The 24,012-nt window shown below is 69.2% G+C and carries 21 protein-coding genes; 8 read left to right on the plus strand and 13 right to left on the minus strand.

Annotated elements, in window-relative coordinates; all coding sequences use genetic code 11:
* Window positions 1-39 precede the first annotated feature (39 nt).
* The 3 genes from BKA25_RS15000 to BKA25_RS15010 form a co-directional block, all read right to left on the minus strand.
* Complete coding sequence (locus tag BKA25_RS15000; protein ID WP_084642928.1) at window positions 40-774, minus strand: SGNH/GDSL hydrolase family protein; 735 nt, start codon at window positions 772-774, stop codon at window positions 40-42.
* 219 nt (window positions 775-993) lie between these two features.
* The gene (locus BKA25_RS15005; protein ID WP_069848946.1) at window positions 994-2,463 is read right to left on the minus strand and encodes a phytoene desaturase family protein; all 1,470 of its coding nucleotides are present in this window, start codon (window positions 2,461-2,463) and stop codon (window positions 994-996) included.
* A 29-nt stretch (window positions 2,464-2,492) separates the two neighbouring features.
* Window positions 2,493-3,230, minus strand: a complete 738-nt coding sequence (locus tag BKA25_RS15010; RefSeq protein WP_069848944.1) for a zf-HC2 domain-containing protein — start codon at window positions 3,228-3,230, stop codon at window positions 2,493-2,495.
* Window positions 3,231-3,294: 64 nt separating this feature from the next.
* On the opposite strand from BKA25_RS15010, the gene BKA25_RS15015 reads away from it, so the two are divergent.
* The 3 genes from BKA25_RS15015 (at window position 3,295) to BKA25_RS27890 (ending at window position 5,946) form a co-directional block, all read left to right on the plus strand.
* A complete protein-coding gene (locus BKA25_RS15015; protein ID WP_069848942.1) occupies window positions 3,295-3,870 on the plus strand; it encodes a sigma-70 family RNA polymerase sigma factor in 576 nt (191 codons plus the stop codon).
* 168 nt (window positions 3,871-4,038) lie between these two features.
* A complete protein-coding gene (locus BKA25_RS15020; RefSeq protein WP_069848940.1) occupies window positions 4,039-5,040 on the plus strand; it encodes a glycoside hydrolase family 5 protein in 1,002 nt (333 codons plus the stop codon).
* A gap of 303 nt (window positions 5,041-5,343) precedes the next feature.
* On the plus strand, window positions 5,344-5,946 hold the full coding sequence (locus tag BKA25_RS27890) for a winged helix-turn-helix domain-containing protein (protein WP_236750751.1): 603 nt from the start codon (window positions 5,344-5,346) through the stop codon (window positions 5,944-5,946).
* A 15-nt stretch (window positions 5,947-5,961) separates the two neighbouring features.
* On the opposite strand, the gene BKA25_RS15030 is transcribed toward BKA25_RS27890, so the two are convergent.
* From BKA25_RS15030 to BKA25_RS15045, 4 genes are all read right to left on the minus strand, one after another.
* A complete protein-coding gene (locus tag BKA25_RS15030; RefSeq protein WP_236750744.1) occupies window positions 5,962-6,591 on the minus strand; it encodes a DUF1707 SHOCT-like domain-containing protein in 630 nt (209 codons plus the stop codon).
* A 119-nt stretch (window positions 6,592-6,710) separates the two neighbouring features.
* Window positions 6,711-7,352, minus strand: coding sequence for a DUF1707 SHOCT-like domain-containing protein (locus BKA25_RS15035; protein ID WP_236750742.1), 642 nt, complete (start codon window positions 7,350-7,352; stop codon window positions 6,711-6,713).
* Between the two features lie 82 nt (window positions 7,353-7,434).
* Complete coding sequence (locus BKA25_RS15040) at window positions 7,435-9,066, minus strand: amidohydrolase (protein WP_069848934.1); 1,632 nt, start codon at window positions 9,064-9,066, stop codon at window positions 7,435-7,437.
* A gap of 49 nt (window positions 9,067-9,115) precedes the next feature.
* Window positions 9,116-9,715 (minus strand): FxsA family protein, encoded by a 600-nt coding sequence (locus BKA25_RS15045; RefSeq protein ID WP_084642922.1) that lies wholly within the window; start codon window positions 9,713-9,715, stop codon window positions 9,116-9,118.
* A 171-nt stretch (window positions 9,716-9,886) separates the two neighbouring features.
* On the opposite strand from BKA25_RS15045, the gene BKA25_RS15050 reads away from it, so the two are divergent.
* The 3 genes from BKA25_RS15050 to BKA25_RS15060 are packed head-to-tail and all read left to right on the plus strand — an operon-like array spanning window position 9,887 to window position 13,891.
* Window positions 9,887-12,499 (plus strand): ABC transporter permease, encoded by a 2,613-nt coding sequence (locus BKA25_RS15050; RefSeq protein ID WP_157421045.1) that lies wholly within the window; start codon window positions 9,887-9,889, stop codon window positions 12,497-12,499.
* Entirely contained in the window at window positions 12,492-13,205 is a 714-nt protein-coding gene (locus BKA25_RS15055) for an ABC transporter ATP-binding protein (RefSeq protein ID WP_236750740.1), read from the plus strand. Before BKA25_RS15050 ends, BKA25_RS15055 begins: the two co-directional genes overlap by 8 nt.
* Window positions 13,202-13,891, plus strand: coding sequence for an ABC transporter ATP-binding protein (locus BKA25_RS15060; RefSeq protein ID WP_236750738.1), 690 nt, complete (start codon window positions 13,202-13,204; stop codon window positions 13,889-13,891). The genes BKA25_RS15055 and BKA25_RS15060 overlap by 4 nt, the downstream gene beginning before the upstream one ends.
* Here the strand turns inward: BKA25_RS15060 and BKA25_RS15065 are convergent.
* Window positions 13,888-14,736, minus strand: a complete 849-nt coding sequence (locus tag BKA25_RS15065) for a putative RNA methyltransferase (protein ID WP_069853603.1) — start codon at window positions 14,734-14,736, stop codon at window positions 13,888-13,890. The genes BKA25_RS15060 and BKA25_RS15065 overlap by 4 nt on opposite strands.
* 283 nt (window positions 14,737-15,019) lie before the next feature.
* Between BKA25_RS15065 and BKA25_RS15070 the strand changes: the two genes are divergently transcribed.
* Complete coding sequence (locus BKA25_RS15070) at window positions 15,020-16,099, plus strand: GDSL-type esterase/lipase family protein (protein WP_069848927.1); 1,080 nt, start codon at window positions 15,020-15,022, stop codon at window positions 16,097-16,099.
* 31 nt (window positions 16,100-16,130) lie between these two features.
* Here BKA25_RS15070 and BKA25_RS15075 read toward each other — a convergent pair whose 3' ends face one another.
* Both BKA25_RS15075 and BKA25_RS15080 read right to left on the minus strand, forming a co-directional pair.
* Window positions 16,131-16,583 carry an Lrp/AsnC family transcriptional regulator gene (locus tag BKA25_RS15075; RefSeq protein WP_069848925.1) on the minus strand — a complete coding sequence of 151 codons (453 nt, stop codon included), beginning with the start codon at window positions 16,581-16,583 and terminating at the stop codon, window positions 16,131-16,133.
* On the minus strand, window positions 16,580-17,734 hold the full coding sequence (locus tag BKA25_RS15080; RefSeq protein ID WP_069848924.1) for a M24 family metallopeptidase: 1,155 nt from the start codon (window positions 17,732-17,734) through the stop codon (window positions 16,580-16,582). The genes BKA25_RS15075 and BKA25_RS15080 overlap by 4 nt, the downstream gene beginning before the upstream one ends.
* Before the next feature lie 125 nt (window positions 17,735-17,859).
* On the opposite strand from BKA25_RS15080, the gene BKA25_RS15085 reads away from it, so the two are divergent.
* Window positions 17,860-18,840 (plus strand): 5'-3' exonuclease, encoded by a 981-nt coding sequence (locus BKA25_RS15085; protein WP_069848922.1) that lies wholly within the window; start codon window positions 17,860-17,862, stop codon window positions 18,838-18,840.
* A gap of 29 nt (window positions 18,841-18,869) precedes the next feature.
* On the opposite strand, the gene BKA25_RS15090 is transcribed toward BKA25_RS15085, so the two are convergent.
* The 3 genes from BKA25_RS15090 to BKA25_RS15100 all read right to left on the minus strand — a co-directional run bounded on the left by BKA25_RS15090 (window position 18,870) and on the right by BKA25_RS15100 (window position 23,838).
* Window positions 18,870-20,078, minus strand: coding sequence for a GNAT family N-acetyltransferase (locus tag BKA25_RS15090; RefSeq protein WP_069853602.1), 1,209 nt, complete (start codon window positions 20,076-20,078; stop codon window positions 18,870-18,872).
* Window positions 20,079-20,145: 67 nt separating this feature from the next.
* Complete coding sequence (locus tag BKA25_RS15095) at window positions 20,146-20,718, minus strand: DUF4333 domain-containing protein (RefSeq protein ID WP_069853601.1); 573 nt, start codon at window positions 20,716-20,718, stop codon at window positions 20,146-20,148.
* A gap of 153 nt (window positions 20,719-20,871) precedes the next feature.
* On the minus strand, window positions 20,872-23,838 hold the full coding sequence (locus BKA25_RS15100) for a DEAD/DEAH box helicase (protein WP_069848920.1): 2,967 nt from the start codon (window positions 23,836-23,838) through the stop codon (window positions 20,872-20,874).
* Between the last annotated feature and the right edge of the window lie 174 nt (window positions 23,839-24,012).

Raw genomic sequence — 24,012 nt, forward strand, 5'->3', positions numbered from 1 at the left:
CGGCTCGGGTGAAACCGCGGCGGATCTCGGTCGGCGTCCTCAGCGGAGTCCGTCGAGGACTCCGGTGAGGACCGGATGCCAACGGTCGGCGATCTTGCGGTCGCCTCCCTCGACCGGGTGCACCCCGTCATAGGTGTCGTTACCGGTGTCGAACCCGGTCCACTGGTCCACGACGAGCACCGGGGACGTCTCGGTGCTCAAGCCATCGGCCCACGCGGGGATGGCGGCGTTCAACTCGACGACCCGTTGGGCGCACTCCCCGCAGTTGACCGGGTTCATCGGGATGATCTGTGCGACGAGGATCCGCATGTCCGGATTCGACTCGCGCATCTGGGTGACGAGGGTGGTGAACGCGGACAGGATCGACTCGGTGGGCCGGGCGCTCCAGGCGTCGTTGGTGCCCAGATGCATCAGGACGACGTCCGGGTCGGTGGCCGAGAGCCAGCCCGGCAGCAGGTTCTGCTCGGCGATCCCGGTGGCGAGGAAGCCGCCATGTCCCTCGTTGTCCCCGTCGTGTTCGACGCCGCAGCCCTGCGGGCCGAGGGTTCCGACGAAATCGACATCGGTGTGCCCGGAGTTCTGCAGGTCGTTCCACAACATCGCTCGCCAGCATCCCGGGGATCCGGTGATCGAGTCGCCCAGCGGCATGATGCGCAGCGGATCCTGGGCGGAGACCGCCGTTCCCGCGCCGACACCGACGAACATGGCCGTCAGCACCGTCAACACCATGCCGAACACCGAGGTGCGTCCGAGTCTGCCCCGTAACCCACGCATCGATCGCCTCCTGTGCTCTGCGGCGACCCGGTGGGTTGGTGCTTCGGCATGCGGAGGCGGGATCGCCGGACGCCCATCGACGAATCGATGTCGGACCGCATGTCGAGGTCGAGCAACCGGGTGAGATGCTCCTACCGCCTCGACCGTACGACGACCGCGTCCGGGGCGGTATCGCCCCATCGGCGGCATTGTCGACGTCTGGCGGAGGGATTCGTCCGATCACGACTGCCGCAACAGCCGCAGCGGGTCGTCGGTGATCCCGAAGCGCTGTCGTAGCACGCGCCGAGCGGCATGCAGGCCCGCCATGCCATGGACGCCGGGGCCGGGAGGCGTCGAGGCCGAGCAGAGGTAGACCCCGTCCAGGGGCGTGGCATAGGGATCGAACCGGAGTACCGGACGTGCGATCAACTGGCGCAGGGTGACGGCCCCCGCCGCGATGTCGCCGCCGACGTAGTTGGCGTCGTGTCCCTGGAGGTCCATCGCGGTCCGAACCCGGTGCGCCGCCACGATCTCCCGGAATCCCGGGGCGAATCGCTCGATCTGGTCGATCACCGCCGCGCTCACGTCCCGGTCGGAGCCCTGCGGCACGTGTGCATAGGTCCACAGCGTGTGGCTGCCTGCGGGTGCCCTTCCCGGGTCGACGACGCCTGGCTGCACGGCCAGCACGAAGGGGCGTTCGGCGTGCAGGCCCGCTGCCACGGCACGCTGGGCGACGACCGCATCGGCCCGGCTGCCGATCAGATGCAGCGTCCCTGCCGATGCGCAATCGGAGTTCGCCCAGGGCACCGGGGCTCTCAGCGCGAAGTCGACCTTGCAGGCCGCACCGCCGTAGCGGAACGCCGCAAGCCGGCGGGCGTACCGTTCGGGCAACTCGGAGCCCGCGATCCGCAGCAGCCCGGCGGGCGTGAGATCGAGCAGCACCGCGCGAGCCCTCGGCAGCTGTGCGAGCCGGTCGATCCGGCTTCCCGTGATCACCCGACTGCCATGCGCCCGCAGATCGGCCACGAGGGCGTCCGTGATCGCCGCGCTACCGCCCTCGGGGATCGGCCACCCCACGCCGTGCGCCAGCGCTGCCAGCAACAACCCGGCCCCGGCCGGCGCGATCGCCTGTGACGGGGCGATCGCATGGGCACAGACTCCGGTGAACATCGCGGGCGCGATCTCATCTCGGAATCGCAGATTCCACAGCGGCGAGCCCTGCTCCAACATCCGACGAGCCAGCCGGATGGCCGAGAGCGGATCGGCGGGTACACCACGCAGATCCGACATCGCCAGGTCGACCACCCCTGGCCAGGCCGCCGCGAGCGGACCGAGCAGGCCACGCCATGCCCGGCCGTCGACGCCGAGGCCCGCCGCCGTGCGGCCCAGATCCCGCCAGGCCAACCCCGCCCGACCGCCGTCCAGCGGATGCGCGTAGGCCAGGTCCGGTTGAAGCATCCGCACGCCGTGCGCCGCGAGATCGAAAGCACGGAAGAACGGGGAGGCCAGGCCCATCGGGTGGACGGCCGAACAGACATCGTGCCGATGACCGGGCAGCGTCGACTCCTCGGTGCGCGCCCCACCGCCGGGGGTCGACGCAGCCTCGTGCACCTCGACGGACAGTCCGGCCCTGGCCAGGATCACCGCAGCGGCCAGCCCGTTGGGGCCCGCGCCCACGACCACGGCGTCGAGCGAGGAATCGGTGGTCATCGGTGTCCTTCCGCCGGGGCCGGACCGCGCTAGGCGACGCGGCTGCCACCCGCCCATCGCGGCCGATCGCGGTGTTCCCAGTCCACGGCGTCGAGTGTGGACCCCTGCGTGTCGAGGCGCCGTGGCGGCGCGGCGTCGGAGACCGGTGGAGCGATCAGCGCCGGTCTGCCCGGTTCCGGGCTGCGCCGAGATTCCTGGCGTCGCACCAGCGCGAGCAATCCGAGTCCCAGGACCAGCAGGCCGTGCGAGGCCACCCGCATCAACTCCACCTCGCCGATGACGAGGTCGCGCACGCTGAAGATCGCGAGTATCAGCACGAAACCACCGAGCACCGGCAGCATTCCCCGGGAGAGCCCGGTGCGCAGCGCGGCCCAGAGCATGCCGAGGCCGATGGCCAGGCTCCACGCGGTGCTCTCGTTGAGCAGGTGCACCGAACCGGCGGCATCGTGGCCGAGCCCGTGGTCGAAGCCGAAGAGCTGGGCGATCGCCAGTGCCAGCTGCCCGATCCCGACCAGGCCCAGGGCCACCCGCGCCACCGATGGAGGGCGCACGGTGTGTTCGGCGGCGGCCAGGATCCGCTCGGTGAGGTCGGGAGTCGACACCGCAGGACGGACCCGCATCGATCTGGTCAATGCGGTGGCCTGTTGTTGCCAGATCCGGCATTCCACACAGGTCTTCAGGTGTTCGTCGGTCCGTTGCGCCTGCACGGGCTCCAGCTCGGAATCGAGCCGGGCGGACAACGCGTCACGGCAGCTGTCGCACTCCACGCGGAGAATTCTCCTCCATTCGGCGGACCGGGTCAGTATGACGATTGCGCTAATCTTCCGATCTGTGACCTGGCCGGCCGACGCCGATGTCGACCTCGATACGACAGATTCGGCTCTCGCAGCGAGTGCCGGAGATCGTCGTGCCCTGGAACGCTTCATCCGGGCCACCCAGCACGATGTGTGGCGGTTCACCGCGCATCTCGCCGGTACGGCGTCGGCGGACGACCTGACCCAGGAGACCTACCTGCGCATGCTGCGCGGGCTATCGAGTTTCCAGGGTAGATGCTCGGCACGGATCTGGTTGCTGTCCATCGCCCGCCGGGTCGTCGTCGACCAGTATCGCAAGGCGGGCCGCAGGCCGCGTCAGGTGTCGGGTATGGACCTCACCCAGCTCGCGGACGCGACCGCACGGCCGGGCTCGACCTCGGGCGGCTTCGAGGATGCGGTCGAACTCGATCTGCTGCTGGCCGATCTGGCGCCGCAGCGGCGGGAGGTCCTGGTACTGACCCAGCTGCTCGGGCTGTCCTATGAGGAGGCTGCGCTGGTGTGTCGCTGCCCCGTCGGCACCATCCGATCCCGAGTCGCCCGTGCCCGCAGCGAACTGATCCGCGCCCTGAACGCCGCACACGACGGCGAGTGAGCCGAACAGCACGCAGGCGCCGGGGCATTGTGTGCCCGATCACCGTCCATTAGTCTCGAATCGCCGCCACAGGAAGCCGGGTCCTGTCGTCGCCGGCGTGCTGTCCTCGGTCCGCCCGACGCTTCCCCGCTCGCGGGTTCACTCCCGGATCCTTCCCTGAGGTAGGTCATGAGAAGACGACTCGTATCCCTCGGCACGGCCGTGTGTGCGCTGCTCCTCGCGCTCTTCGTCGTCCCCACCGCGCACGCCGAAACCGGCTTCCACATCGAGAACGGCAGACTGCACGAGTCCAACGGCTCGGAATTCGTCATGCGGGGGGTCAACCACCCCCATTCCTGGTTCACCAACGAGACGCCCCAGTCGCTGGCCGACATCAAATCGCTGGGCGCCAACACCGTGCGCGTCGTCCTGAGCAGCGGCGATCAATGGACCGAGAACGATGCCGCCGACGTCGCCGAGGTCATCGGCCAATGCAAGGCCAACCGGCTGATCTGCGTGTTGGAGGTACACGACACCACCGGTTACGGCGAGCAGCCCACTGCGGTCAGTCTGGACCGAGCGGTGGACTACTGGCTGCGAATCCAGAGCGCATTGGTCGGTCAGGAGGACTACGTCCTGGTCAACATCGGCAACGAGCCCTTCGGCAACAACAACTACACCGGTTGGGGCGCCGACACCTCGGCCGCCATCGGCAGGCTGCGGGCCGCGGGCTTCGATCACACCCTGGTCGTCGACGCGCCGAACTGGGGACAGGACTGGTCGGGGACCATGCGCAGCCAGGCTGCGGGCGTGTTCGCCTCCGATCCCGATGCCAACACCCTGTTCTCGATCCACATGTACGGCGTCTACGACAACGCCACCGCCGTCAGTGATTACCTCGAGTACTTCGTCGACCAGGGCCTGCCCATCATGGTCGGCGAGTTCGGCCACGATCACTCCGACGGCAATCCCGACGAGGACGCCATCCTCGCGACCACCGAGTCGCTGGGCCTCGGCTATCTCGGCTGGTCGTGGAGCGGCAACAGCGGCGGCGTCGACTACCTGGACATGGTCGAGAACTTCGACCTGAACAGCCTGACGTCCTGGGGCGAGCGCATCTTCCACGGTGAGAACGGAATCGCCGAGACCGCCGAGGAGGCAGCCGTCTTCGGTGGCGGTGCGGCCGACTGATCGACCGATCACGGCTCGGAGTCCGAGACGGGACGTCCACGGTGTACTGCGCCGACTCGGTATGCGTCGGCGTCCCGTCGCGGGCTCGGGTACGGTTCGTCGGCGGTTGTCCAGACAGCACCGCGCGATGTCCAGCCGTTGGGAGTCGTTGACACTCCTCGGGGCGCTTGGTGCGATCGATGATGTGGTCGCCACCGTGCTCACGCGCCGCCGTCATGTGGACTACGTCCGCGTGACCACCCAATCCTGTGCGAGATCCGGTCCTGGCTCCTGTTCGGCACCGGCCCCCTCGTGAGGAAGCCCATGGCACAACCGTTCTCGCCGCCCCCGACCACCATCCGAGCACCCGAAGATCCGATGGACGACGCGGCCGTGACCGTCACCTTGAGCACCGACGATCACGACCCGGCGAGCCTCGCGGGCCGGCTGGTCGAGATCATCGGCACGGTGTTGGACCCGCAGTCGGTCACGGTGACCGTTCGCGGCGCCTCACTACGATCCGCCGCCCCACGACCGCGCCCCGCCGGTGCGACGGCGCCACCCAGACACATGGTGCCGGTCGGTTCCGGGTCGGTTCCGGTGCTGATCGACGTTCCCTCCCGGCGCGTCGTCTGCCGTGGACTGCCGATCGAGCTGACCCGCCTGGAGTTCGACCTGCTGCTGTTCCTCTGCGAGCACCGAGACCGGGTACATCGCAGGACATCGCTGATCAATCGACTCTGGGGTGCCAGCCACGAGCCGCCGGGCAATCGCACGGTGGACGTGCACATCCGCCGGATCCGCGCGAAGCTCGGCGACGAGGCCGAGGTGATCAGCACCGTCCGTGGGATCGGGTACCGGGTGGACGTCGACGCCGAGGTGATCGTCCGATATCACTCGCCGCCTGCCCCGGCACACCGGCCGTAGGCCGAATGCGGCGGATCAGTCCTCGTCGTCGTCGTCGGTCCAGCGGCGCCGCTTCTTCTTGGGATGCCGGATGACGTCGTCGCCGAGTAGCGAGAAGCTCTTGATCCGCACCACGGGCGAGTTCGGCAGCACCGCGCTCTCGTCGACCTTGACCGTGGAGTCACCCAGCAGCCGGAAGCCCTTCGAGTGCTCTACCCGGACTCCCTTGGGCACGATGATCTCGTAATCGCCGAGGACCCCGAACAGGGTGATCTCGACCTCCGGGCCGCCTAGTTCGGCATTGCTGAGGTCGATCTTGTTGTCTCCGAGGACGGAGAAGAATCCCATCCGACGGTGCACCCGCCACCGGCCGCTGACCTTGTTGTCGCCCAGCAGGGCCAGTTTCCACTTCCGCTTCGCAGAAGGGTCCTTCTCGACCTTGGCAGGCGCCGCATCGGCCGATCGATCCGCCGCGACCGGCAGGTCCGTGACCAGTTTCTCCAGCTGTCCCCTGGTGTCCGCCGCGTAGGCGAGCCCGACGCGTTCGGTGAACTCCTCCAGGGTCAACCGTCCCTCGCCGACCGCCTGGTTCAGCAGGGTGGCGGTCTGGTCGCGCTCGGCATCGGAGACACGGACCTCTGGTCGGCGATCGGGTTGCTCGGTCACGTAAGCCATCCTATGGGGTGAGCGATCTTCGATCGGCAGCCCGGGAGCGACGACTGATCGACCGTCGCCCACCGACGCGGCCTGCACGGTGCGGACCGGACCGATAGGGCCGCGCTCGGTCAGTCCTCCAGTGCGCGGCGACGCTTGCGCTTCTTGCGCTTCGGGTTCTTGATCTCTTGCCCGCCCATGAAGTTGTACGTACGGATCCGCACGACCGGCGCGTTGGGCAGCACCTCGTCCTGATCGATCTTGACATCGTCGCCGCCCATCAGGTTGAAGCCGCCCACATGCTCGACCCGGACGCCTCGGGGAACGATCACGGTGTGACCGCCCATGATGCCGATCAGCACCAGCTCAACCTCCGGTGCATCCAGCTCGGCATCGCAGAGGTTGATGTCGCTGCCGCCCATGAATCCGAAGAAGCCCATCTTGCGACGGACTCGCCAGCGGCCCTTGAGGTCGCTGCCACCCATGATCGCCAGGTCCCACTTCCGGCGGTCCGCGTCACCAGCGTCGTCGGAACGCACCACCACGCCCTGCGAGGCATCCGGGGTCGCCACGTCCCGAGCGACCGGCAGGTCGGCGACCAGCTGGTCCAGTTCACGCCGAGTGGTCGCCTCATAGACCAGGCCCACCCGTTCGGTGAACTCGTCGAGGCTGATCCGTCCCTCCCCGACCGCTTGGTTCAGCAGTGTGGCGATCTCATTGCGTTCGACATCGGAGGCACGGACCTCCGGTCTGCGGTCCGGTTGTTCCGTCACGCTCACACACCCTAATGGGATCGGGTATCGGTTGAAGCAGGTATGACCTCAACGAACCGCGCAGACCATCGCCCACCGTCGATCAGCCGACAGGCAGCAGACCCTCCGGGTCGTGGATCGCCCGACCACGCAGCACCGTCGCCCGACACACCGGCAGGTCGACATCCGGCTGGAGATTCGGAAGCCGAGGAACCCTGGACCGGGGGTCGGTGGACCACCGGGCGATCCGGTTGTCGGCTGCCGGTGCGACCAGCTCGCCTGCCGTCCAGATCGCGTAGGTCGCCGAGGCACCAGGGACCAGCGATCCGGTCAACTCGTCGGAGGCGCCGGAGGCACGCCAGCCGCCTCGGGTGTGCGCGGTGAACGCGGCCCGGGGCGAGATCCCCGCGCCGGGGGTTCGGTGGTGCACCGCAGCGCGAACCGCGGCCCAGGGGCCGATCGGGGTCACCGGGGCGTCGGAACCGAAGGCCAGCGACACGCCTGCCGAGGCGAGGGTGGCGAAGGGATTGAGCCCGATCCCCCTGGTCGCGCCCAGACGATCGACGTACATCCCGTCCGGCCCGCCCCACAATGCATCGAACATCGGCTGCACGGAGGCGATGACTCCCCACCGGGACAGGGCGGCGGCCTGCTCGGCGTCGACCATCTCCAGGTGTTCCAGTCGATGTCCACGCACGGTCAGCGCCTGAAGCCCGACCACGGCCTCGGCACGACGGAAACCCTCGATGACCTCGGCGGTGGCCCTGTCGCCGATGACGTGGAATCCCGCCTGCATGCCATGTCGAGTGCATTCCACGAGGTGGTCGGCGATCTGGGTCGAGTCCAGGTAGGCGGCGCCGCTGGTGTCGGGGGCGTCCGTGTAGGGCTCGGTCAGCAGAGCGGTTCGGGAGCCGAGCGCACCGTCGACGAACAGATCGCCCGCCAACCCCGCCACCCGCAACCGTCGGGCGACGCCGGCCGAGGCGAGTTCACCCCAGTACGCGGTCACCTCGGGCAGATCCTCGGTGCCCGCGAGGACGAGTAGATCGGTGAGGTCCTGGGGGTCGGAGATGTCCGGGCCTGCGCACTCGTGCACGGCGGCGATCCCCTGCGCGGCGGCATGCCGCAGGAATCCGTGTTGGGCCCGACGACGCTGAGCCGCGTCGATGCTGTTCCTGGCCACCGCTCGTACCGCGTGATGGGCCTGGGCGGTCAAGGGGCCGTCGGGGTGGAAACCGGGCGCGGTGCGCGCCTCGGGCGCCTGATCGAGCAGTGCGCTGGACACCAGGGCCGAATGCACGTCGATCCGAGACAGGTACACCGGATTGCCCGCCGCGACCGCGTCGATCTCGGCTCGCGTCGGCGGCCTGCCCTCCGGCCAACGGCTCTCGTCCCAACCGTGGCCCCAGATGATCGTCCTCGGGTTGGCGGTGGCGTGCTCCCGCAGCAGGCGCAGACAGTCGGCGAGGGTGCGACAGTCGGTCAGGTCCAACCCCTCGAGCAGCAGACCGGCCGAGGTGCTGTGGACGTGGGCATCGACGAAGGCCGGTGCGACGAAGGCGCCGTCGAGGTCGACGATCGTGCTCTGACCACCGAAGAGCGCATCCCCAGCCGCATCCTGGCCGATCCAGACGACCACCCCGTCGGTGACCGCCATGGCGGTCGCGTCCTGGCTGGCGGGCGAATGGATTCGACCGCCTCTCAACAGCGTCGTCCGGTGCTCAGTGGTCGTCACAATGCAGCAGTCTGCCCGGCTGGCGGACACAAGCCGACTCGGTGTGAGGTCAATCGCGATCGGTCGGGGGTAACGGGCGTTCGGAGGAACCGGACGTCGAGCCGGTCCGATCGGTCTCCGACGTCGACGAGTGCGGTTCGACGTTCTCCGAGATCACCTCGCCGTCGATCACCTCGCCCTCCACGACGGACCCGCCTGCGGGTGCACCCCGATGCGGGGCACCCGCCGGGCCGGGGACGAACCCACCCGCACCGGGCTGGGTGACGAAACGATTGCTGCGGCGCAGCCTGTCGGCGACGAGACGCTTGCTGACCGGGATCATCAGCAGCAGACCGGAGAAGGTGGTGACCAGCCCGGGGATCAGGAACAACAGCGCCACCACGATGCCGATCGGGTCGGGGGAGTCCGTTGCGATCCTGCGGGTCCGCATCGTCTCCTGCACCGCGGCCATCGCCTTGCTTCCCTCCCTGCGGAGCAGGTAAGCGCCCAGGACGCTGCCACCGACGACCAACAGGATGGTGGGCAGCACGCCGATGAGGTTGCCGACCACGATGAGGGCGGTGATCTCGAGGATCAGGAAGAGCAGGGGAAACAAGGGCACGGTGGGCGGCTCCCTCGGCAGTCGGGCATTGAGGTCGTACCGTGTCAACGACGGGACGGTGGCGTTTGCTCCCGCCGGCGGACGCCGATCGTAGTACGCCCACCCAGACCGTGGTGTACATCACATCCAAGGGGCGTGGTGTAGGCGCATGTTGCCGAATCATGTCAGTTTCGCCGAATCGCTAGTGGCGCATTTCACCATCCGGCACCCTCTCGTGGTGTGAAGGCCAAGCGCAGCACGTTTCGCAAGCTTCCGTGGACTCGGGCGCCGCGTGCGGCGCTGTCCAGCCCCTCCACGATGCTCGTCGCGATGCTCACCGGTCTGGTGGTGGCGTTCGTGATCGCCGGAGCGGTCCTGCACGTGTCGACGGTGGGCAGCGCAGCGGTCTCCTACAACCTCGACCGGCTCTGCCCGCACAACCTCGGGCCGAACGTGGTCGGCGAAGCACTCGACAACGACAACGCCGCGACGGTGGTCGACGCGGCGACGGAATCGGGCGCGCGGCATGGCTTCACCGAGAGCGTCAGCGGTCGCTACACCATGCCGCTCAGGGTCGACTTCGGGACGGACAGCGCGCTCACCCGGATCGGCCACCGCGATCAGGCGATGGACAACCTCACCGTGCTCGAAGGTGGGGAACGCAGCGGGTTGTGGATCGCGCGCTCGGTGGCGGAACAGGCCGGAGTCCGGGTCGGCGATCGCGCCCAGGGTCTCGGCGTCGATGCCGCAGCATCGACCGTGACCACGATCTACGAGGATCTGGTCCAACCACAGGACCAGTTCTGGTGCACCGAGGAAGCACTGGTCACCGTGCGACCGCTCAGCGGAGACTTCGAAGACGCCCAGGTGTTGTTCTTCGCCGACCGCGAGGAATTCGAAGCCTTCACCGCCGCGACACCACTGTTGCTGGCGACCACGGTGCGGTTCCCGGTCGAACAGCCGCAGACGCCGGACGCCGCTTCGGCACTATCCGAGCGTGCGGCGCACGTGGTCTCGGATATCCGAGGGGTCGTCGGCGACTTCGCGACGGACCAACCGGTCACGGCGCGGGCCTACCTGGATCGGCCCGTGGAGCTGGCAGGCGAATCCAGTCGGAGTGTCACCCTGGCCGTGCTCCCCTTGACGCTGGTCAGCCTGTTGGTCGGCCTCGCCGGGGTGGCCGCCGTCGCGGTGCAGTGGTGCCAGCGCCGACACACCGAGATCAGGCTGCTCTGGTCGCGTGGGGTCTCGCCCCTCGCCATCGGCGCCAAGGCCGTACTGGAGCTCGGCCTGCCGCTGCTCGCGGGTATGGGTCTCGGGGTCGGGGTGGCCTTCGCTGCGTTGGACCTCTTCGCACCGGCTTCGCAGATCCAGCCCGGAACGGGAACCCTGCTGACGTTGATCATGTTCGGCGTGGTGGCCGTCGCGATCGGCGTGGTGGGGGCAACAGTCGCTGTTCGAGTCCGAAGTGGTCTGGAACGGGCCCGGGTCCGACACGGTGGCCGCGTGCGGCGGATCCTCACCCTGCTGCCCTGGGAACTGGCCACGGCGGGCTTGGCGGTCTGGGCAGGCAGCAGGCTGTGGGACGGTGCGCTGAGCGTCGAGGCGGACGAGGTGATCCCGCGCATCGACCCGGTCGCGTTGGCTTTTCCGCTGTTGATCGTCCTGACGGTCGCCGGGCTGATCGCCCGACTGCTCAACGGCTCTCTGATCAAATCCCATTCGCTGCAGATGTGGTCTCGGCCCGCCGCCCAGCTGGGAATCCGCAGGCTCGCGGCCTCGCGCGGCACCGTGACCGGTGTGCTCGTGGTGGCGTTGCTGGCGGTCGGCACGATCGCTGTCGGCAACGGAGTGGTGACGGCCCAGCAAGGAGCCTTCAACGCGAAGTCGGGCCTCAGTGTGGGCGCCGAGAGCTCGGTCCAGGTCGGCAATGCCGAGATCAGGGACGGGTTGACGCTGCCTGCCGAGATCGCAACCGAATCCACCTTCGTCGGAGTCACCACCAGGGCGATCCCGGACCAAAGCCGCGATGGTCGCATCGTGGTGGTCGACCCGGCGACCTTCGCGCGAGGAGCGTTCTCCGACGACACCGCACGGTCTCGACAGATCGACGAGGCCCTCGAATCGCTGGGCGCCGCCGACACGAACGGTCGGATACCCGCCCTCGCCGTCGCGGGCGCCGCCGAGGGCACGGTGGACATCGGCGGGGGCATGGAGGTGCGAACCGTCGGTGCGGTCGAGGGCTTCCCCGGTCTGACCCGCAGCATCGGCTACGTGATCGCCGCAGAGGCCGTGGAGCAACCCACCACTATCGCCTCGTGGTTCGTCTGGTCGAACCACGGCTTGACGACGGTGGTGGAGGCACTCGCCGCCGAGGGCGTGGAGGCGTTGAACACTGCGGAGCGGGCTGCGGCGATGGATGCGCTGGCGTTCTTGACCGTGGAATGGACGTTCTCCTTCATCGTGGTCCTCGGCCTGGTGCTCGCGGCGCTCGCAGTGGTCTCGCTGCTGCTGTCCGTGGAGGCCCGGCGCAGGCAGAACGAGCTGTCCGGTGCGTTGGCGGCCCGGATGGGACTTCGGCTGCGCACACTGGTGTCGAGTTATCTCGTCGAGTTGAGCGTGGTCGCGGTGTTGGCCATCGTCTTCGGCTCGCTCGCAGGCATCGTCGGCGCCCAGCTGTCGTCCAGCAGGCTCGACCCAGCGCCGGAGGTCTTCCCGGCTCCGGAGCCGGGATTGCCGTGGGGATTCTTGATCTGGACGGTCCTGATCACCTCGGTCGTGGTTGCGGTCGCGACCTGGATCGCCGTCCGACTGGTGCGGACCGCTCGAGTGGGGGAATTGATTCGTGGCTGAGATAACGACGCAGACCACCGTCACGGCCGAGTCCGTACTCGGCCTGCGCGCGGTGTCGGTGACCTATCCGACGCCGTCGGGCCCGGTGGAGGCGGTCCGAGGGGTGACGCTGGACGTCCCGAACCGTGGTCTGACCGTGCTGGCGGGTCCGTCCGGATCGGGGAAGTCCACGCTGCTCCGGGTGCTGGCCCTGCTCGACAAGCCGACCGAGGGCCAGGTGTTGCTGCGTGATCGGGAACTCGGCGGCCTGGACGCGGGCGAGCTGCGCAGGCTACGGCGCAGTCGCATCGCCCTGGTGTATCAGAATCCGGCCGAGAACCTGTTCGACTACCTGACCGTGGCGGAGAATCTACGGGCTGCGGCACAGCTGGCCGATCGCCCGGATCCGGGCGAGGAACTACTGGAACAACTCGGACTGCCCGGGACCGGTGGCTGGCGGATCCGCTCCCTCTCCGGCGGGCAGCAACAACGCCTGGCGTTGGCGTGCACACTGGCGATGGGCTGTGAGGTGGTACTCGCCGACGAGCCCACCTCGCAGCTCGATGCCCGCTCGGCCGATCTGGTGCTCGATGCGCTGCGTCGGGTCACCGCGCTGGATGTTCCGGTCGTGGTCGCCTCGCACGATGAACGACTTCGATCGGGCGCGGACACCCTGGTCTGGTTGCGTGATGGTGAGCTGACGGCGATCGAGGGAGCGGGCAGATGATGGGGACGCAGATCGCGGCGAACGCGCCGGTGCTGCGGGCGAGCGGCATCCGACGGTCGTTCCGACAGGGCACGACGACGGTCGACGTGCTCCGAGGGGTCGACCTCACGGTCAACGCGGGCGAGATCACGACCCTGTCCGGGCCGTCCGGTTCGGGCAAGAGCGCGCTGTTCTCGGTGCTGTGCGGCTTCGATCGCGCTGACGAGGGCGAGGTGTCGGTCCTCGGCGACCCGCTGAGCCCGACCATCGCGTGGCACGTCGTGGCGGTCCTACCGCAGGCCATGGGTCTGGCCACCGAGTTGACGCTGGCGGAGAACGTGGCCTTGCCGCTTCGGCTGGCACCGGCCGAGCACACCGTGCCGGTCGGCGACATCGACGAGCGGGTCCTGGAGTTGCTGGCCGTGCTGAAGGTGGATCAGCTGGCGGATCGGTATCCCTCGGAGGTCTCGTTCGGACAGCAACAGCGAGTGGCACTGGCCAGGGCGCTGGCCGTCCGACCCCGAGTGCTGCTGGCCGACGAGCCGACCGCCCATTTGGACCATGAGATGGTCGCGGCCGTGTTGGGCCTGCTCAGGCAGGCCGCAGACGACGGCGCAGGTGTCCTGCTCTCCACACACGACGACGAGGTCCGACGGATGGCCGACCGCAGGCTGCGGATCTCGGACGGCCGGGTCGTGGCCGACTAGGACGGGGCGGGCCGGTACCGGGAGACGTCCACCGAGAAGCGGACCGTCACCCGCGCAGGCAGCCGCGCGACCTTGCGGTCGAGCTCGGCCGGGTCCTGGTGCCAGGCGTTGGGTCCCATCCCGACGACGGCCCGAACCTGGGAGTGGTCCAGTTCTCGGTGCCAGGTGGTGGTGTGACGCTCGTCGAGCGCCAGGCCCGGGCCCAGGGTGTCGGCCAGCCTGCTGTGCTTGTCGGCGGCGACGGTCAGCAGATCGAGTTCCTGGATCAGCTCCGATAGATGCCCTCGGGTGGGGGTCACGATGAACAACCGGCCCGCCGGGGCGAGCACCCGACGCAGTTCGGGGCCGTTGCGCGGCGCGAAGATGTTGACCACGGCGGCGGCCGAACCGGTGCGGACCGGTAGACCGCGCCAGACATCGCAGCACACGGCGGCCATTCTCGAATGTGCTCGCACCGCCCGCCGCAGCGCCGGTTTCGACAGGTCCAGCGCGATACCGACCCGCTCGGGCACCGCGTCCAACACCCGGCCGAGGTGCCTACCGGTGCCCGCGCCGACGTCCAGCACACACCCCGGGACGTCGTCCACGGCGGCGGCCACCAAGGACCGCAGCGCCTCGGAGATCGGGTCGAGGTGGCCACCGCCGAGGAAGTCCGACCGAGCCGCGACCATCTCGGCCGTGTCGGCGGCCTGTGGCCGCGCCGCGCCGGGCAGCAGACTGACGTAGCCCTGCTTGGCGACGTCGAAGACGTGCCTCTCGGGGCAGTGCAGCGAGCCTGCCACTCGGTGCAGCTCGTGGCCGCAGTGCGGGCAGCACAGGAACGGCACCGCCTGATCGAGCGTCATCGACGCGGTCAACTCCTCGTCCTCGCCACGGTTGGTGTCACGATCGGGTCGGTCCAGGCCGCACCGAGAGCTCGTCGGCGCGGTCCCGCCCGCCAGGCTGGCCGGGTCGCAGGCCCCCTGTCCGAGGGCCTCGACGTACCGACGAACGCCATCGCGGGCGCCCTACCCTAGGGTCTCCCACCGATCCGATCGGACCACGGCAGCGTCCGGCGTTGCCTTCCACCGGGAAGGGTCCGATTTCTCCCGCAATCGCGTTCGCGTGAAATTCCCTAGACTGACGGCGATGCATCCTCCTCGCCATCGGCTCGCCATCCTCCTGTTGGCCCTCGCACCCCTGCTCGGTCTCGTGGTGCTCGTGGGCGACAGCCCCGTGCCGCCGAGGCCCGGCCCGCCGCCAGGCGCACCGGACGTCGTGGTGGCGATGGGCGACAGCACGATGTCCGGCGAGGGCGCCGGCGACTACGAGCCGGGCACCCACGGCGAGAACGGCAACTGGTGCCACCGCTCCCCCGCAGCACTGATCAATCTCGTCGAGGGCGAGCCGATCGACGAGCGGATCAACCTGAGCTGTTCGAGTGCCCGTTCCGAGCACCTGCGCCTCAGCGGGGTCGGGCAGCACGGCACCGACTCGCAGACCGTGCAGTTGGACACACTGGCCTCGGAGAAGCGGATCCGCACGGTGGTCATCGGTCTGGGCGCCAACGATGATCCGCGCTTCTCCGATGTGCTCGGCGAGTGCTTCCAGGCCTGGTTCGCCCGCAACGGCCCCGCCTGCACTCACGGGGAGTTCGAGGAGGAATGGTTGGACCGGGTCGACCGCATGGTCCCGAAGGTGACCGCGGTCCTCGACGACGTGCGCAGCGTGCTGCGGGACAACGGCTACCCGGACAGCGCTTACGAACTCGTCGTGCAGTCCTATGCGTCGCCGGTCGGTGCGGACCTTCGACGCGATCTCGCGGGCCTGACGGGCTGCCCGTTCCGGACCGAGGACGCCCGCTGGATGCAGGAGGTCGGCGTGAGCGCGCTCGCCGATGGCCTGCGCCGGGCCGCCGAGGCCGCCGACGCCCGGTTCCTGGACTACTCCGAGGCGGGGGTCGGCCGGGGTGCCTGCTCGGCGGAGGACGTCTCCGACGAGTGGTTCACCCGACTGACGGTGGACTGGAGCGCGTTGGAGGACCAGGATCGTGCGCCGCACGCGATCCAGGAGTCCTTCCACCCCAATGCGGCCGGACACCGCGCCTTCGCGCAATGTCTGTCGGAGTTCCTCGCCACCACCTCGGACAGCGCCCGGTGTGTTCCCGACGACGACGGTGGCCTTCGGGCCACCTCGGAGGAGCAGCTGGTCAGCCGGGCGACCGGCTGACCGGCCGCGCCAAGCCGGCGTCGGCGACGTCTCAGACCGCGGGCGAGCGATTCTCGAACGGGGTGGACAACACGACGGTGGTGCGCGTCGCGACCTTCGCCGCCTCCCTGATCTGCCGCAGGAGATCCTCCAAACCTGCGGGCGAGGCGACCCGCACCCGCAGGATGTAGGACTCCTCGCCTGCCACCGAATAGCAGGACTCGATCTGCGGCAGATGTCGGAGGCGCTGCGGATAGTCGTCCGGTGCGGCCGGGTCGGTCGGGGTGAGCGAGATGAACGCGGTCAGTCCCAAACCGATCTGCTCGCCGTCCAGCCGGGCCGCGTAGCCCTGCACGACGCCTCGCTGCTCGAGGCGCCGCACCCGCTGGTGCACGGCGGACACACTGAGGCCGACGCGTTCGGCAAGGTCGGTGAAGCTGCATCGGCCGTCGGCGGACAGCTCGCGCAGGATGGCACGGTCGGTCGGTTCCAGGGCGGTGGTCATGCGGGCAGCACCGTCAACTCATGGGTCCGGGTGTTCACCGAGCGGACCCCGTCCGCCGTCACCACCACGATGTCCTCGATCCGCGCGCCCCACCGGCCCGGCAGGTAGATACCGGGCTCCACGCTGAACGCCATGCCCTCCTCCACCGGGAGGTCGTTGCCGCCCACGATGTAGGGCTCCTCATGTACGTCCAGACCGATCCCGTGCCCGGTGCGGTGGATGAAGAACTCCCCGAGGCCGGCCGCTTCGATCGGCTCCCGCGCCGCCGCGTCGATCTCGGCGGCGGTGACCCCGGGACGCACCGCGTCCACCGCGGCCTGCTGTGCCGAGCGGAGCACCTCGTAGGTGGCGCGGACGTCGTCGGCGGGCTCGCCGAGGACATAGGTGCGAGTGCAGTCGGAGTTGTAGCCGGAGGGGATCGGCCCACCGATGTCGATCACCACCACGTCACCAGCCTGCACGATCCGGTCCGAGACGTCGTGGTGCGGGCTGGCCCCGTTGGGGCCGGAGCCGACGATCACGAACTCCGCCCCGGTGTGCCCCTCCTCGACGATCGCGGCGGCGATGTCGGCGCCGATCTCGGCCTCGGTGCGGCCGACCCGCAGCCACTCGCCCATCCTGGCGTGCACCCGGTCGATGGCGGCTCCCGCCGAGGCGAGTCCCTCGATCTCCTCGGCGGTCTTGCGCATCCGGAGTTCCCGCAGGACCGGCCCGGTCAGGCTCTGCTCGATGCTCGGGTCGATGGTCCGCAGCGCGAGCACGTGCATCGCCTCGAGCATGTCGCCGACCGCGACCCGGCGAGGCAGCCTGCCGCCCGCGCCCAACAGATCACGGACCAGCTGGTACGGGTTCTCGCCGTCGACCCAGGTCGCGAGACCCAGACCGATCTCCTCGGCGGGGACCGCCGCGAAACCGGGAGCCTCCAGCTTGGGCAGCACCAGGATCGGCTGCGCATCGATGCCCTCGGCGGGCACCACGAGGGTGGTGAGTCGTTCGTGAGAGCCGCCCGAGACACCCAACAGATACCGGAGATCGGAGCCCGGGGCGACGAGCAGCGCGTCGAGACCGCCGGCTGCACAGGCCGCACGGGCGCGATCGATACGGTCGCGGAGTACCTGGGCAGTGGGCAGCGAGACTGGGGTCGACGACATGGACGACAGCCTAGCGAGACCGCCGAGCGGTCGAACACCGATCGCCTCGCCACCGGAATGGTCGACGCAGGGGGAAGCGGGGTGTCCACGGCGCGTTCGTCGGTCCCTGCCGGCAGTCTGACACGGTGAACGCTCCCCTGGTGCTCCTCGACTCCGCGAGCCTGTGGTTCCGCTCCTTCCACGCGTTGCCCGAGTCCCTGACCGCTCCCGACGGCACCCCGGTCAATGCCGTCCGGGGATTCGTCGACACCGTGGCCCGCATCGTGTCGGACCGGCGGCCGGGACGGCTCGTGTGCTGTCTGGACGCCGACTGGCGACCTGCGTTCCGGGTCCGGGCCCTGCCGTCCTACAAGGCGCATCGGGTCGCGGAGGAGTCCCCACACGAGGGGGGCGCCGACACCGACTCGGCAGGCACCCCGGTGGCGGAGTCGGTACCCGACACCCTCACCCCGCAGGTCCCGATCATCCTCGAGGTCCTCGCCGCAGCCGGGCTGGCGACGGCCGAGGCCGCCGGATTCGAGGCGGACGACGTGATCGGAACACTGGCGCATCGGGAGGGCCGCGACCCGGTCGAGATCGTCAGCGGTGACCGAGATCTGTTCCAGACCGTGCGCGCCGAGCCGACGACGGTCGTGGTGCTCTACGTCGGTCGAGGCTGGCTCAAACGCGAACGGATCGACCCGGCCACGCTGGCGGCGAGATACAGCATTCCCGAAGCGGATGCGGGCTCGGCCTATGCCGAGATGGCGATGCTGCGCGGCGACCCCTCCGACGGGCTGCCCGGGGTTCCCGGGATCGGCGAGAAGACCGCCGCGAAGTTGATCAGCGTCTTCGGCTCGCTGGCCGCCCTGAGGCAGGCCGCCGCGGAGTCCTCGGCCGAGGTCCCGAAGCGCGCTCGGACCGCGTTGGTGGCGGCGGCCGGCTACCTCGACGTGGCTCCGACCGTGGTGCGTGTGGCGCTCGACGCGCCGATCACCGGCAGCGAGACCGACCTCCTGCCTGCCGAGCCCGCCGATCCCCAGCGGCTCGCCGAACTCGGCGAACGCTGGGGCTTGACCAGCTCCGTGGATCGATTGACCCAGGCGTTGGCCCAGGCACGGCGCTGATCTCGGGAGCCTGCGGCGGGCGGACGGGATCAGAAGAAGGTGCCGCAGTAGGGCGGAATGGTCGTGCGGAACAAGCGATCGGCCCGGGCCAACACCGTCTCGTCGGTCGCGGTGAGCCAGCCGGAGCAGGCCAGCGCCGAGGGTGCGACGTCTCCCAGATACAGCGCACCCAGCACGGCCACGCTCATCACCAGGTCCGCGGGTTCCTCGGTGCGGTGGGCGCCCTCGCCGTCGATGCGATAGCGGCCCGAGTTCGCGGGCAGCTGTGGGTCCTCGACCTCGATGACCACCGCATCGCCGCCGGCGTAGGTGCGGGCGGCCAGAGCGGTCGGCACGTCGAGGATCCGCAGCCAGGTCGCGTCCTCCACCCCGGTGACCTCTACCGCCCGACGGTCGGTGAGCAGCCACTCCAACGGGTCGTCGACCGCCTGCATCATCACCTTGATCGAATCGATGAGATCGATGCTCAACAGGAATCGCCAGAGTTCCCGGGTCGCCGTCGGCGTGGCACCGTGTAGGTCGATCACCTCGAGGAAGCTGGTGAACCCGGAGCCGTCCTTGGCGGTGCGATAGACGACGAAACCGTCGTCGGTGCCGTCGGCATCGGAGTGCACGGCCGTCCGAATCAGGTCGCTGCTCGTGCGCCAACCCAGGAATCGCGCACGCCACAGTTCGTCGGGACGCGTGATCATGCCCGCCCGGTGCAACCCGATGCGCTCGTAGAGCGCGGGTAGCAGCGAATCGATCCGAGTCTGGTCGACGAGCCGGGTGTGCCCCACACGCGGCACCGTCGGGCGAATCCGCGCGATCGCCGACCGCACCGTGATGGACCGGATGCGCTCGGCGACCCCGTAGCCGAACCGGCCGTAGATCGATGCCTCCGAGGCACGCAGCGATGCGAAGACCTCGCCGCGACCGGCGAGGTCGGCCAGTTGGTGTTTCTGCAGCATCGTGAGAACGCCGCGTCGGGTGTGATCCGCGCGGACCGCGATCCTGCTCACCGCCGCCATGGAACGAACCGCACCACCGGGCACCGCCAGGGCCGACGGGAAGGACATCGCGGTGCCCACCAGGTCGTCGCCGTCCAGGACGCCAAGGGCGCGGCCTGCGGGGTAGCCTGCCCGCACCTCGGCCCGATGTTCGGCCTCGGACGGTCGGGAATGCAGTGCGGCTCGGAAGAGGGTGTTCGCCTCGACGACGTCGTCGCCGTCGAGCGTTCTGATCGCGTAGTCGGACACCCGGCCGATGATGCCCGTTCGGCGCGCGGGGAGGCGAATGATTTCCGTCTCCCCGGCGCCGCTGTCGTCAGGGCTGGCCGACCTGGTACTCACCCTCGTCGGTCTGGACCGAGATGGTGATGGTCGACTGTTCGCCGTCCACCGTCGCCGTGCAGTCGAACGAGGTTCCCGCTTCCAACGGCCTACCCGCCGGGCAGGTCACGTCCGAGACCTCGCTGGCGCCGTAGTCCTCCCGCACGATGCGGGTGACGGCCTCCTCGACGGCGTTCTCGTCGAAAACCCGGGTGTTGAAGAAGCCGGGCCAGACGAAACCGAGCACGGCGAGGGCACCCAGGAGCACCACGACGATGCCGGTGATCACCCAGGGCAGAGCCGACTTCTGCGGCGGCGGCCCACCTTGCGGATAGCCGTAACCGCCCTGGCCGCCGTAGGTCTGCTGCGGGTAGCCGCCCTGTTGCGGATAGCCCTGCTGCGGGTAGGCGCCCGTCTGCGGGTAACCCTGTTGCGGGTAGCCGCCCGTCTGCGGATATCCCTGCTCGGGTGTCCCGCCCGCAGGCGTTCCGGTGTAGCCCCCGTAAGGCTGCTGGCCCCACTGTTGTTGTGGGTCGTTCCCCCCGGACGGTCCGTACGGGCTGGTCATGGTTGCCTCCGGGTTGACACTGGATGACACGGTGCTATTCAAGGGATCCGGTGCGGACATAAGCCACCGATTCCGGCCGATCACACCATAGTCCTAGCCCTGACCACACCGAATGGTCGAGGCTGTAGTAGGGCTGTGATCGATGGTCGCCGCTCAGGCAGTACTCATCGCGACGACTCCACGCCGCAGCGACGCCACCGCCTTGGCCGCCGCGCCACCCACCGGGTCGCGGGTGCCCACGACGGTGCGCAGTTGATCGAGCAGATCCACCACCTGGCGGCACCAACGCACGAAGTCCCCAGCCGAGAGCTCATGGCCGGTGCTCTCCGCCGCCGTCAGCACCTTCTCCAACGATTCGCCGCGCGCCCACCGGTACACCGGCCACGCGAAGCCCGCGTCGGGTTCCCTGGTTCGATCCAGCCGATGCCGACGCTCGTCGTCCTCCAGGTCCGCCCAGATCCGCATCGTCTCCCCCAGCGCATCGGTCACCGGTCCCGCAGGCAGGGCGACGATCGGACCGTTGTCCCGGCGGGACTCGAAGACCAGGGCGGAGACCACCGCGGCCAGTTCGGCCGGTTCCAGGCCACGCCACACCCCGTGACGCAGACACTCGGCAGCGAGTAGGTCCGATTCGCTGTAGATCCGGGCCAGCCGACGGCCGTGCTCGCTGATCACCTCGCCATCGCCGCCCACCACGACCACGGTGCCGCGCGACGGGATCGGCTCGGCAGCGGCCTCCGCCGGAACATCGTCCGACCTCGTCACGCCCTCCGAGACATCCTCGGTCGCCTCCACCTGCGCAGACTCCGAGGTCGAGACCGCCGGGGCCGACTCGCTCCGGATCTCGCCGCCCTGTGCCGCGCCGGGTTCACCGGGTTCCAGGTAGCCCCTGGCACGCAGCAGTGCCCGGATGCGGTCGAAGGTGCGAACCAACGAGTGGGTCGTCCCGGCGACCTTGCGCCGTAGTTGATCGTTCTCGGTCGCCAACCGGTGGTGTCGTTCGGCCCAGCGGGCGTGATCCTCCCGTGAGTCGCAGCCGTGACAGGGGTGGGACCGCAGGGCGCGGCGGAGCGTGTTGAGCTCCTCGTCCTCGTGCGCGCCGCCCGGCTTGTTGCGTCCGCGGACCGGGACCGCGATACCGGTGGAACGCAGAGCCGATGCGAGGTCCCGACGGGAGCGCGGCGACCGCACCTCAAGTTGCTTGGGCAGCCGCATCCTGCCGAGCGCCTCGACCGGTGAGGGGAAGTCCATCACCGACAACCGGCCGCCCCATCGATCCTCGGTGACCACCAGCGGTCTCGGCTCGTTCAACGGATCCAGGCCCGGGTCCACGACCACGGCCAGCCCGGATCGCCGACCGGAGGGAACCGCGATGACATCGCCCTTGCGCAGCCGTTCCAGCGAGGCGGCGACCTCGGCCCGCCGCCCAGCGCTGTTCTGCCTGGCCAGGGCCTTCTCCCGTGCCGAGACACGCCGTCGCAGGTCCATGTACTCGTCGAAGTCGCCGAGGTGACACCGCGCCGACTCCCGGTAACCGGCCAGCGCCTCGTCGTTGCGCTCGATCCGACGGGACAGCCCCACCACCGAGCGGTCGGCCTGGAACTGGGCGAACGACTGTTCCAACAGGTCCCGTGCGGCCGGGACGCCCACCCGGTGCACCAGGTTCACCGCCATGTTGTAGCCGGGGCGGAACGACGAGCGCAGCGGGTAGGTGCGGGTGGAGGCCAGCCCGGCGACCTGACGCGGGTCGATCCCCGGCTGCCAGATGACGACCGCATGGCCCTCGACGTCGATGCCGCGTCGACCCGCCCGGCCGGTCAACTGGGTGTACTCCCCCGGTGTGAGGTCGACGTGCGCCTCACCGTTGTACTTGACCAACTTCTCCAGCACGACGGTGCGGGCAGGCATGTTGATCCCCAGCGCAAGCGTCTCGGTGGCGAACACCGCACGGACCAGGCCCCGGACGAACAGTTCCTCGACGGTCTCCTTGAAGGCCGGCAGCATACCCGCGTGGTGTGCGGCCACCCCGCGCTCCAGGGCCTCCCGCCACTCCCAATAACCCAGCACACCGAGATCGCCGTCGGGCAGGTCCACGGTCTTGAGATCGATGACGCGCCGGATCTCCTCGGTCTCCGCCTCCGTGGTCAGCCGCACCCCGGCCCGGACACACTGATTGACGGCCGCGTCGCAGCCCGCCCGGCTGAAGACGAAGATGATCGCGGGCAACAGCCCGGCGGAGCCGAGGCGCTGGATGACGTCCGGGCGAGCGGGTGGCCGGAAACGGGCAGGGTGCGAGGGGCCGCCTCTACGATCACGCGACCCTCGATCACGCCGGGGCCCACGCCACGCAGGCTCACTGCGTTCGGTGTTCTGCACCTGGCGCAACAGGTGCGGGTTCAGCTTCAGTTCGCCACCCGACTCGCCGCCGAAGAGGTCCATCGACCGGTTACCGACCATCATGTGCTGCCAGAGCGGCACCGGCCGGTGTTCGTCGACCACCACGGACGTGTCGCCTCGGACCGCGTCCAGCCATTCGCCGAACTCCTCGGCGTTGCTGACCGTCGCCGACAACGACACGAGCCGGACGTTCTCCGGCAGATGCAGGATGACCTCCTCCCAGACCGCGCCACGGAACCGGTCCGCGAGGTAGTGGACCTCGTCCATCACCACGTAGCCGAGTCCCTCGATGCTCGAGGAACCCGCATAGAGCATGTTCCGCAGCACCTCGGTGGTCATGACGACGACGGGAGCGTGGCCGTTGACGGCGGTGTCGCCGGTGAGCAGCCCGACGTTCTCCGCCCCATGGCGTGCGCACAGATCGGCGTACTTCTGGTTCGACAGCGCCTTGATCGGTGTCGTGTAGAAGCACTTCCGCCCCTCGGCCAGGGCCAGATGGACGGCGAACTCACCGACGATGGTCTTGCCCGCACCAGTCGGTGCGCAGACCAGGACGGCGTGTCCCGCCTCCAACGCCCGACAGGATTCGAGCTGGAAGGGATCGAGTTCGAAATCGATCTCGAGGAGGAAGTCCGACAGACGAGGGGCTCCGCTGCGAGCGCGGGCGGCGGCGTAACGACCCGATGGGGTCAGTGCCGAGTTGTTCGAAGAGCGTGCGGCCACGACCTCAGGCTTTCACATCGAGCCGACGAGTACCCGGATCATTATCGACATTCGGCGCCTGATCAGCGGAGATCGGTCGAATAACCGTGGGGTCCGGCGGCGGGGAACGCACTATCCGGGCACCGATGCCGGTCGGGCGCGCGGACACCGACGGCGTTGCCGGATGACGAGAAA

The sequence above is a fragment of the Actinoalloteichus hymeniacidonis genome (assembly GCF_014203365.1).
In the GTDB taxonomy this organism is placed as follows: Bacteria; Actinomycetota; Actinomycetes; order Mycobacteriales; family Pseudonocardiaceae; genus Actinoalloteichus_A; species Actinoalloteichus_A hymeniacidonis.

Coding starts and splice junctions, on each gene's coding strand:
- BKA25_RS15000 (WP_084642928.1), bottom strand. CDS start 774: ATGCGTGGGTTACGGGGCAGACTCGGACGCACCTCGGTGTTCGGCATG.
- BKA25_RS15005 (WP_069848946.1), bottom strand. CDS start 2,463: ATGACCACCGATTCCTCGCTCGACGCCGTGGTCGTGGGCGCGGGCCCC.
- BKA25_RS15020 (WP_069848940.1), top strand. CDS start 4,039: ATGAGAAGACGACTCGTATCCCTCGGCACGGCCGTGTGTGCGCTGCTC.
- BKA25_RS27890 (WP_236750751.1), top strand. CDS start 5,344: ATGGCACAACCGTTCTCGCCGCCCCCGACCACCATCCGAGCACCCGAA.
- BKA25_RS15060 (WP_236750738.1), top strand. CDS start 13,202: ATGATGGGGACGCAGATCGCGGCGAACGCGCCGGTGCTGCGGGCGAGC.
- BKA25_RS15065 (WP_069853603.1), bottom strand. CDS start 14,736: ATGACGCTCGATCAGGCGGTGCCGTTCCTGTGCTGCCCGCACTGCGGC.
- BKA25_RS15070 (WP_069848927.1), top strand. CDS start 15,020: ATGCATCCTCCTCGCCATCGGCTCGCCATCCTCCTGTTGGCCCTCGCA.
- BKA25_RS15075 (WP_069848925.1), bottom strand. CDS start 16,583: ATGACCACCGCCCTGGAACCGACCGACCGTGCCATCCTGCGCGAGCTG.
- BKA25_RS15080 (WP_069848924.1), bottom strand. CDS start 17,734: ATGTCGTCGACCCCAGTCTCGCTGCCCACTGCCCAGGTACTCCGCGAC.
- BKA25_RS15095 (WP_069853601.1), bottom strand. CDS start 20,718: ATGACCAGCCCGTACGGACCGTCCGGGGGGAACGACCCACAACAACAG.